The following is a 9598-nucleotide window of genomic DNA, read 5'->3' as shown; positions in this document are numbered from 1 at the left end:
CAACTCGCCCCCAGCCACGGCCTCGCCGACTTCGCCGACGCCGTCCGCCCCCGGCTGATCGCGGCCCTGGCCGGATACGCCGCGACCTTGCTCGTCCTGCTCGCCGTCCTCGGCTCGTTCCGCGGCTCGGCCGTCGGCGCGCTGCTGTTCGCGGCCCGGCTGCTCGCGGTCCACGGCGCGCCGCGGACCGCCGCCGCGGGCCTCGTCGTCGCCGTGGCCGCGCAGGCCCTGCTGCCGGCCCTGCTCCCGGCGGGCCCCGCCGAAGCCGTGGCCTGCGGCGCCGCCGCCCTGGTCCTGGCCGCGCACTCACTCCACCTCGTCCCGCGCGCCTCGGCCCACCGCACCTGACCTCCCGTACCACCAACCAGGAGAACCCTCGTGAGCACGCATCGCCCGCCCACCCCGATCACTCCGAAAGCGATCACCCCGGAAGCCCCCGGCGCCCCACACCTGTACGGCCGCCCACCGGCCGCACCGCCCTGGGCGGCCGTGCCGGTCGGCCCGTTCGCGATCCCCGTCCCGTCGTCTCCGGCGCAGCCCGCGCCGGGCGGTCGCACGGTCGTGGGGCGCCGGACCCGGCGGGGTGTGCGATGAGGGTGCTGCTGCTCGGGGCCGACGGCTTCATCGGCCGCCATGTCGCGGAACGCCTGCTGGCCGACCCCGCCTGCCAACTGACCGCGCTGGGCCGCAGCGACGACGCGGACGTACGGTTCGACCTCGCCTCGGGTGCGCCCGGGGTGCTGTCGCGGTTCATGGACGCGGTCCACCCGGGGGTGGTGGTCAACTGCGCCGGCTCCACCCGCGGCAACGCCCGCGACCTGACCCGGCAGAACATCGTGGCCGTGGCGACCGTCTGCGAGGCGCTGCGCCGCAGTTCGGTCGCGGCCCGGCTGGTACAGGTCGGCTGCGGATCGGAGTACGGCCCCTCGCCGGTCGGCTCGTCCACCGGCGAGGACGCCTCGCCGCGGCCGGGCGGCCCGTACGGCGTGAGCAAGCTCGCCGCCACCGAGCTGGTGCTCGGGTCGGGCCTGGACGCCGTGGTGCTGCGGGTGTTCAGCCCGGTCGGGCCGGGCACGCCGACCGGGGCACCGCTGGGCCGGGTCGCGGAGGCGCTGCGCCGGGCGATGCAGAACGGCGACGGTGAGCTGAAGCTCAGCGGGCTGAGCGCGCAACGCGACTTCGTGGACGTGCGCGACGTGGCCAGGGCCGTACACGCCGCTTCGCTGTCGGCGGCGCAGGGCGTGGTGAACATCGGCAGCGGGCGGGCGGTGCGGATGCGGGACATGGCCGGGGCGCTCGCGCACGTCGCCGGGTACGACGGCGCGCTGCGCGAGCTGGACGACCCGCCGCACGCCGCGCCGTATCCGGACGGCTGCGGGTCCTGGCAGCAGGCCGACGTGCGCACGGCCCGCGACCGGCTCGGCTGGCGGCCACGGATCGGCCTGGAGGAGTCGCTGGCCGATGTGTGGATGGAGGCGGCATGCCGCGTCTGAACCCGTTCCCCCGCAGCGCCCCGGCGAGCCGGAGCGCCCCGGCGAGGCACAGTGACCCGCCGAGCCGCGGTGACGTGCCGACCCGGACCTATCCGGTGATCCGGACCGATCCGTCGACTCGCGGTGACGCGCCGACCCGCCGTGGCCCGGTGCCCCCGCGCGGCCGGTCGGGCGCGGCGCCGTCGGCCGCGTCCGGCTCCTCGGTGGCCGGTCCGTCGGTGTCCGATCCGCCCGTCTCCGACCTGTCCGTGGCCGACCCGTCCGGCGCCGTGTCGCCGGGCCCGGCCCCGGCCGCGCCCGAGGGCCGGACCGGCTTCGGGGTGCCGCTCTTCGCGCACCCGCTGGTCGCGCCCGCGGAGTGGGCCGAGCTGGCCCGGCCGGGGGCGCCGGTGGACTGGGCCGCCTTCGACGTGTCGTCCGGCCCCGGCAACCGCGTGGACCCCCTATGCGCCGAGGCGCTCGCCCGAGTCCGTGAGAACGCCGTCCCACTTCTTGGACGGCTGGACGCGGTGTACGGCACCAGGCCGTACGGCGAGCTGGTCGCGGACGCCTCGCGCTACCTGGACCGGTACCAGGTGGACGGCTTCTACGTGGACCGGGCGCCAACGCTCCGCGCCGAGGTGGCGCAGTGCCGCCGGGCCACCTCGACGCTGCGGGCGCTGCTGCCGGACGGCGGCCGGGTGGTGCTCGCACCGGGCACGCACCCCTACCCCGGCTACGCCGAGTTCGCCGACCAGTTGGTGGTCTTCGCCGGGCCGTGGACGCGTTACCGCTGGTCGGAAGCGCCGACATGGACTGCGGAGTATCCGCCGCGGCTCTTCGCGCACCTGGTGCACGGGCTGCCCGCCACGCACCTCGACGCCGCGCTGCGGGTCGCCCGCTGGCAGGGCGCGGGCACCGTGTACATGACCGACCGCACCGACTGGGGCGGCGCGGACCCGTGGGCGGGCCTGGCCGGCCACTGGAACGAAGCGGTACGCAAGGTGCGCGAGGAGCTGCCGCCCAGTATGTGACCCGGTCCCGTCTCGGCCTGCGGACCTGGTGTCTTGGAATGAAGAAGGGCGTGGCAGTGTTACAGGGCCAGGACGTGCGGGCGGCCGCCCGTGCCTACTGTCCGATGATCTACCCAACCGTATTGCTGAGGTCCCTGTGTCGCTGCCACCCCTGGTCGAGCCGGCCACCGAACTCACCGTTGACGAGGTCCGCAGGTATTCGCGTCACCTGATCATCCCGGACGTCGGGATGGACGGGCAGAAGCGGCTGAAGAACGCGAAGGTGCTGTGTGTCGGGGCCGGCGGCCTCGGTTCGCCCGCGCTGATGTACCTGGCGGCGGCGGGCGTCGGCACGCTGGGCATCGTCGAGTTCGACGAGGTCGACGAGTCGAACCTGCAACGCCAGATCATCCACAGCCAGGCCGACATCGGCCGCTCCAAGGCCGAGTCCGCCCGGGACACCGTCCAGGGCATCAACCCGTACGTGAACGTGATCCTGCACGAAGAGCGGCTCGAAGCCGAGAACGTGCTGGAGATCTTCGCGCAGTACGACCTGATCGTCGACGGCACGGACAACTTCGCCACCCGCTACCTGGTCAACGACGCCTGCGTGCTGCTGAACAAGCCGTACGTCTGGGGTTCGATCTACCGCTTCGACGGCCAGGCGTCGGTCTTCTGGTCCGAGTACGGCCCCTGCTACCGCTGCCTGTACCCGGAGCCCCCGCCCCCCGGCATGGTGCCCTCCTGCGCCGAGGGCGGCGTCCTCGGCGTGCTGTGCGCCTCGATCGGCTCGATCCAGGTCACCGAGGCGATCAAGGTGCTGGCCGGCGTCGGCGACCCGCTGGTCGGCCGGCTGATGATCTACGACGCCCTGGAGATGACCTACCGCCAGGTCAAGGTCCGCAAGGACCCGAACTGCGCGGTGTGCGGCGAGCACCCGACCGTCACCGAACTGATCGACTACGAGGCGTTCTGCGGCGTCGTCTCCGAGGAGGCCCAGGAGGCCGCGCTCGGCTCCACGATCACTCCCAAGCAGCTCAAGGAGTGGATCGACGACGGCGAGAACATCGAGATCATCGACGTCCGCGAGCCGAACGAGTACGAGATCGTGTCGATCCCCGGCGCGAAGCTCATCCCGAAGAACGAGTTCCTGATGGGCTCGGCCCTCGAACACCTTCCGCAGGACAAGCGGATCGTGCTGCACTGCAAGACCGGTGTCCGCAGCGCCGAGGTGCTGGCCGTGCTGAAGTCCGCGGGCTTCTCCGACGCCGTGCACGTCGGCGGCGGTGTCATCGGCTGGGTCAACACGATCGAGCCGGACAAGCCGATCTACTAGGCCGGTTGGCCAGGCCGACAGGCCGACAGGTAAGGGGTGGCACCCTGGGGTGCCGCCCCTTACGCATGCCGTGTGTCGGTCGTCGCAAAGGGAGCCACCGGGTCCGCGGCAATGACGACACCCGAATCTGGTCCCCGTATCCAGGATTTCACCGTATCGAAGCGGAAGAGCCTGTTCGAAAGCGGTGCTGTGCCTATCGGGGCACGGACGTGTCACGCCGTCAGTAGCCGCCGGGTGCGCGGTGTGTACGGATTTTCCCCGGACGAAGGACAACCCTTCCAGGACACAGACGGTCTTACGGGGTGTCAGATCGCTTATTGGATAAGAGTGGTCTATCGCGACACATCCCATGAAAGGTCATGCACCCATGCAACTCACGCGTACCCGCACCCGGAGCACCGTCCGCAGGCTCGCACTCACCGCTGCCGCGCTCGCTCTCGCCGTCGCCGCTCCCGCTGCCGCCGCGCAGGCGAACACCACGCACGACACGCACCCGGCCGCGCCGGCCCAGTCCGCGGGCAGCGTGCACGGCGACCACACCACCGGCGCGGCCGTGCCGCAGGCCGCCGGGCCGGTCCGCTCGGGCGACCCGCAGTCGACCGTCGACCGCGTCGCGGACTTCTACGGCGCCTACATCGACGTGGTGTGGGACGCGCGCAACGACGACCTGCGCAACGGTCTGCGCGACCACTACCTCACCAGTGGCTGCCGGGCGAAGCTGGCCGCGTGGGAGTCCGCGCAGCACGCCGACGGTGTGCTGCGCGCCCAGGACAACCCGATCGGCTGGCAGGTCACGGCCGACGGCGGCGGCGCCGGCCACGCCTTCAGCATCGTCCGCCTCACCTGGGGCAATCCGAGCAGCCCGTACTACACGTACCTGAAGGTCCAGTCCGACCTGGCGACCAAGCAGATCTCGGACATCGAGGACCAGTGAGCCGCCGATCCTGCCGACCGGGTCGTCCCGCCGGCCGGCAGGACGGCCTCCGTCACGGTTCCCGGTCCTACAACTCGTCAGGTCCTACAACTCGCCCTTCCGGCTGAGGTGCGTGAAGGCCAACCAGCCCGGCAGCACCGGCAGCCAGAAGGTCAGCAGCCGGAAGAACAGCACCGCCGGGGTGGCCACCTCCTTCGGCAGGCCGGCCGCGATCAGGCCGCCGGTCAGCGCCAGTTCGACCGCGCCGACACCGCCCGGCGTCGGCGCCGCGGACCCCAGCGCGTTGCCCGCGAGGTAGACCACCGCGATCGTCGCGTAGCTGAGGTTCCCGTCGAAGGCCCGCACGCAGCCGTCCAGGCACAGCACGAAGGTCACCGTGACCATCAGGGTGCCGCCGATGCCGGTGAGCAGCTTCGCCGGGCGCTGGAGCACGTCCAGCATGCGCGGCACGACGCCCGCGAACAGCGCGCGCACCCGCGTCGAGACGAACTTCCGCAGTGCGGGCACCGCGGTGACCACCAGCACCAGCACGCCCGCGGTCAGCAGCCCCGCCATGACGGTCCTGGACGGCGACAGCGACGGCGTCTTCTCGGTGCCGGTGATGAAGCCGAACGCCATCAGCAGCACGATGTGCGAGCCGAGCCCGACGAGCTGAGAGGCGCCCACGCTGGCCACCGCGAGCCCGGGCCGTACCCCCGCCTTCTGCAGGTAACGGGTGTTCAGCGCCACCCCGCCCACCGCGGCAGGCGCGACCAGCTTCACGAACGACCCGGCGACCTGGGCCATCACCGTCCGCGGCCACGACAGCCGCTCCGGCACGAAACCGGACAGCGCGCCGGCCGCGGCGACGTAACTGGCCGCGGAACCGACCACGGCGACCAGCGCCCACTTCCAGTCCGCGTGCACGATGGCGTGGCCGATCGGCACCGACGAGAGCTGGGAGAGCAGGAAGTACGCGGCGAAGGCGCCCGCGATGACCGTGATGAGGGTGCGCGGCTTGATCCGCTCCAGCCGCACCGGCTCCACCGGCGCCTGCGGGCGGATCAGCAGCACCTGCTGTCTGATCCGCGACAGCAGGTCCTCCTCGCGGACCTCCTCCAGCGCATCCTCCATGGCGCGCTTCTCCGCCTTGCTCTCGGCCTTCCGCTCCGCCTTCGACCGCGCCTTGGCCTGCGCGCCTTGCTGCTCGGCGGCCACCGTAGAGGCGCTCGCCAAAGAGGCGCCCGCCGACCCGCGGGCGGAGTGCGCCCTGCTGCGCTCCCTGGCCTCCTTGTCCGCGGACAAGGCCGCGAGCACCGCTTCGCGCTCCCGTCCCGCGCGAGCCCGGTTGAGCATCTTCAGCTCGCCGCGGGTGGACCGGCTCAGCGCGATCGGCTGGAGCAGCGGCAGCGACGCGGCGACCGCGTCCGGACCGAGCACCGACAGCGCCGCGGCCACCGCCCGTTCGGGGCCGACCCGCAGTGCCATCGTGGTCAGCAACTGCGCGATGTCCATCCGCAGCAGGATGTCGCCGGCGGCGATCTCGCCGCCGCGCAGGTCGGTGAGGAAGACCTGGCCGTTCCGGTCCACCAGCAGCGATTCGCCGACCAGCCGCCGGTGCGCGATCCGCCGTGACTGGAGGGCGCGCACCTGCGTCCACGCCTGGCGCATCAGGGCGTCGGTGATGTCGGCGTCGTCCAGCGCGTCCAGCCGCCGGCCGCCGATGTGCTCGTAGACCAGCATCACCGCGTCGGGGCCCAGCTCGGAGGTGGCGATCAGCTTCGGGGCGTTGGCGCCGGCCGCGATCGCCGCGTACGCCAGCAGCGCCTCCTGCTCCAACGCCTGCCGCAGGGACAGCAGGCTGCGGCGCTGGGTGATGCCGCCGACCAGCGACATCCGCCGCCAGGCCCGGTAGAAGAAGCCGTGCGCCTGCTGCTCGCGGTCCACCACCGTCACATCCAGCGGCGGGCCGTCCTCCAGGGTGACCAGGTAGCGGCGGCCGCGGTCGGAGTCCGCGCTCTCCGGGCCGGCCTCCACCACCCGCCGCGCGGTCTGCGGCGCGAACCCGACCCGGCGCAGGCCCGCGAGCAGGTTGTGGCCGGTGGGGCGGACGTTCGGCGAGCCGACCGCGTAGATCGTGCCGTTGGCGACGGTCCAGCCGATCAGCAGGGTCAGCGCGATCGAGAACGGCGTGGTGTAGCCGCCGGCCAGCACCGCGAACGCGTCCAGCACCAGCACGAACCACAGCGCGACCCGCCAGCGCGGGCGTCTGGCCATGCCGGACGCGGTGACGTAGGCGATCACCGGGGCGAGGTAGCCCTGCACCGGGTCGGTCATGCCCAGGCCGGTCGGCGCGCCGTGCGAGAGCGCCTCGCGGATCGAGCTGGGGGCGGCGTTGGTGACCCACAGGTCGGTGGCGAGCGCGGCGCCGTGCGCGAGTACGGCCGCGAGCACGCCGTCCGCGATCCGCAGCCCGTCCCGTTTGACCAGCCGCTCCACGGCGAACGCCACCGGCACGATGAGCACCGCCACGCTCGCGGTGGTGCCGGTGAACGACGAGAAGAAGTCGGGCGCCCGCATGGCGCCCTTGGTGATGTCGGTCTCCAGGCCGTTGGTGGTGGCGTGCGCGAAGGCCGCGATGGCCAGCACCACCCCGAAGCCCAGCAGCCCCATGCAGAAGCGCACCAGGTCGGCGGGGCGGTGCACCCGGGCGGCGAGCAGTGGTTCGTCCACGGACACGGCCTGCCGGGTGGCGCCGGCCGGTTCGAGCGGCGCGTCGTCGGCCGGCAGGTCGTCGGAGGGCGGGCCCTCGGTGCCCGGGCCGGACCAAAACGGTTCTTCCGGCGCCTGGTGCGAGCCGTGCGGCTGGGCGGGCGGCTGGGCGGGGCCGTCGGCGCCGTCCGAGTGGCCGGAGTCGGCCGAGCTGCCCGAACCGTCGGAGCCGACCGCGCCGGAGCTGCTGGAACTGCCGGAACTGTCGGAGTCGCCGGCCGCCGCCTTCGCGCCGGGATCGCCGTCCGCGGTCATCGCTGCCCGCGGTTCAGGGGCGGACGGGGGCAGCGCTCCGGGAGCGCCGGCGGCCTCCACGGTCTCGCCGGCGCCCTGTTTGTCGCCAGTTGTCTCTTCTTGGTCTCGTATCACCAGTCACCGCCGGGACGATGGTGGCATGCGCCGTGTGCGTACGGAGCCGTAGCCCCCCGGTGTCGGCGGTGTGCGGCAGGATTGGCCGGGTGAGCGAGGAGAGCGGTGCGACGGGGGCGGGCGAGCTGGGCCCGTACGCGGAGAAGGTGCTGGACACGGTGGACCTGATTCCGCCCGGCCGGGTCATGACGTACGGCGACGTGGCCGAGTGGCTGGGGGAGGGCGGCCCGCGCCAGGTCGGCCGGGTGATGGCGGACTACGGAGCGGTGGTGCCGTGGTGGCGGGTGGTGCGCTCCGACGGGGTGCTGCTCGCCGGGCACGAGCAGCGCGCCCTGGCGGCGTACCGCGCGGAGGGCACCCCGCTGCGGACGGTCGGTCCGGCCGCCGAGGGCCACATACCGCGCCTGGACATGCGCCGGGCCCGCTGGGACGGGCACCCGCCCGGCGATGCGCACGCTGCGGACGGCCCCGGGCGGGCGCCCGGCGCCGGCACCAAGGGCGGGCCCGGGCCGGCGGGCGGCGCGGGCGGCGGATGACGGCCGGAGGGTCATGTCATCCAGCTTCCGCCATGCGGAGGCAACCCATGCCACGACCTGCCCGCACCGAGTACATTGCCTGACCACCACGAAACCGGCGAACCACGTGAATCCCTCTTCCCCACTTCCTGACGTTTCCCCTGGCAGCGCCTCCGCGGCGCCCGGCCGGGACGCCCGGACCGGCCACGCCCGCGCGACCCGCCCGGGCGTCGGAGGCTACCGGCTGGTGCGCGCCCCGGCGGTGTCCGCCGCGCCTCCAGTGCTGGACGCATCACAGCGCGCTGTGGTTGAGCACGGGCCGGGACCGCTCCTGGTGCTCGCCGGACCCGGCACCGGGAAGACCACCACGCTCGTCGAGGCCGTACTGGCCCGGGTGCGGGCCGGCACCCCCGCCGACCGGGTGCTCGTACTGACCTACGGCCGGGCCGCCGCCGTCGAGTTGCGCGACCGGATGGCCGCCCGCGCGCAGGCCGTGACCGGCAGCGCGACCGTCGCGCCACAGGCCACCACCTTCCACTCGTTCTGCTACGGGCTGCTGCGCGCACACCAGGAGCCCGACCTGTTCGCCGAGCCGGTGCGGCTGATGTCCGGGCCCGAGCAGGACCTGATGGTCCGCGAACTGCTCGCCGGGCAGGCCCGGCTCGCCCGCGAGGGCCGCGCCAAGGTGAGCTGGCCCGACGACCTGCGGGCCGCGCTCACCACCCGCGGTTTCGCCGACGAGGTGCGCGCGGTGCTCGCCCGCACCCGCGAACTCGGCCTCGCCCCGCGCGCGCTCGCCGACTTCGCCCGCCGTATCGGCCGCCCCGACTGGCTCGCCGCGGCCGCCTTCCTCCAGGAGTACCTGGACGTCGCCGATCTCCAGGGCGTCATCGACTACACCGAACTCGTGCACCGCGCGGTCCGGCTGGTCCGGCGGCCCGAGGTGCACACCGAACTCGCCGGTCGCTACGACGCGGTCTTCGTCGACGAGTACCAGGACACCGACGCCGCGCAGGTCCGGCTGCTGCACGCGATCGCCGGGCAGGGCCGCACCCTCGTCGCCTTCGGCGACCCCGACCAGTCGATCTACGCCTTCCGGGGCGCCGACGTGAACGGCATCCTCGACGTCCCCGCCGCCTTCCCCGACCGGGCCGGTCGCCCCGCCCCGGTCCGCGTGCTCACCGGCAACCGCAGGGCCGGTGCCGCAC

General features: G+C 73.5%; 7 protein-coding genes and 1 pseudogene. 7 read left to right on the top strand and 1 reads right to left on the bottom strand.

Features of this window, described 5'->3' with window-relative positions:
- The 5 genes and pseudogenes from AC13HU_RS23075 to AC13HU_RS23055 form a co-directional block, all read left to right on the top strand.
- Positions 1 to 348, top strand: a pseudogene (locus AC13HU_RS23075) (hypothetical protein); the annotation flags it as partial.
- Positions 349 to 590: 242 nt separating this feature from the next.
- Positions 591 to 1493 carry an NAD-dependent epimerase/dehydratase family protein gene (locus tag AC13HU_RS23070; RefSeq protein ID WP_483043841.1) on the top strand — a complete coding sequence of 301 codons (903 nt, stop codon included), beginning with the start codon at positions 591 to 593 and terminating at the stop codon, positions 1491 to 1493.
- A gap of 269 nt (positions 1494 to 1762) precedes the next feature.
- The gene (locus AC13HU_RS23065; protein WP_483043844.1) at positions 1763 to 2506 is read left to right on the top strand and encodes a spherulation-specific family 4 protein; all 744 of its coding nucleotides are present in this window, start codon (positions 1763 to 1765) and stop codon (positions 2504 to 2506) included.
- A gap of 136 nt (positions 2507 to 2642) precedes the next feature.
- Positions 2643 to 3821, top strand: coding sequence for an adenylyltransferase/sulfurtransferase MoeZ (gene moeZ, locus AC13HU_RS23060; RefSeq protein WP_483043840.1), 1179 nt, complete (start codon positions 2643 to 2645; stop codon positions 3819 to 3821).
- Between the two features lie 367 nt (positions 3822 to 4188).
- Positions 4189 to 4755: a hypothetical protein gene (locus AC13HU_RS23055; protein ID WP_483043839.1), complete on the top strand. Its 567-nt coding sequence runs from the start codon at positions 4189 to 4191 to the stop codon at positions 4753 to 4755.
- An 84-nt stretch (positions 4756 to 4839) separates the two neighbouring features.
- On the opposite strand, the gene AC13HU_RS23050 is transcribed toward AC13HU_RS23055, so the two are convergent.
- The gene (locus AC13HU_RS23050) at positions 4840 to 7761 is read right to left on the bottom strand and encodes a lysylphosphatidylglycerol synthase transmembrane domain-containing protein (protein ID WP_483043838.1); all 2922 of its coding nucleotides are present in this window, start codon (positions 7759 to 7761) and stop codon (positions 4840 to 4842) included.
- Between the two features lie 194 nt (positions 7762 to 7955).
- Between AC13HU_RS23050 and AC13HU_RS23045 the strand changes: the two genes are divergently transcribed.
- Positions 7956 to 8411, top strand: coding sequence for an MGMT family protein (locus tag AC13HU_RS23045; RefSeq protein WP_483043843.1), 456 nt, complete (start codon positions 7956 to 7958; stop codon positions 8409 to 8411).
- A 223-nt stretch (positions 8412 to 8634) separates the two neighbouring features.
- The coding region (locus tag AC13HU_RS23040; protein ID WP_483043842.1) for a UvrD-helicase domain-containing protein at positions 8635 to 9598 on the top strand (964 nt) is incomplete at its 3' end.

Source organism: Streptomyces sp. NH27, assembly GCF_056859195.1.
This window is presented reverse-complemented; position numbering and strand designations above follow the sequence as displayed.

What these genes read in the sequence shown, in the direction of transcription:
- AC13HU_RS23070 (WP_483043841.1), top strand. Translation starts at nt 591, where the DNA reads ATGAGGGTGCTGCTGCTCGGGGCCGACGGCTTCATCGGCCGCCATGTC.
- AC13HU_RS23055 (WP_483043839.1), top strand. Translation starts at nt 4,189, where the DNA reads ATGCAACTCACGCGTACCCGCACCCGGAGCACCGTCCGCAGGCTCGCA.
- AC13HU_RS23050 (WP_483043838.1), bottom strand. Translation starts at nt 7,761, where the DNA reads ATGACCGCGGACGGCGATCCCGGCGCGAAGGCGGCGGCCGGCGACTCC.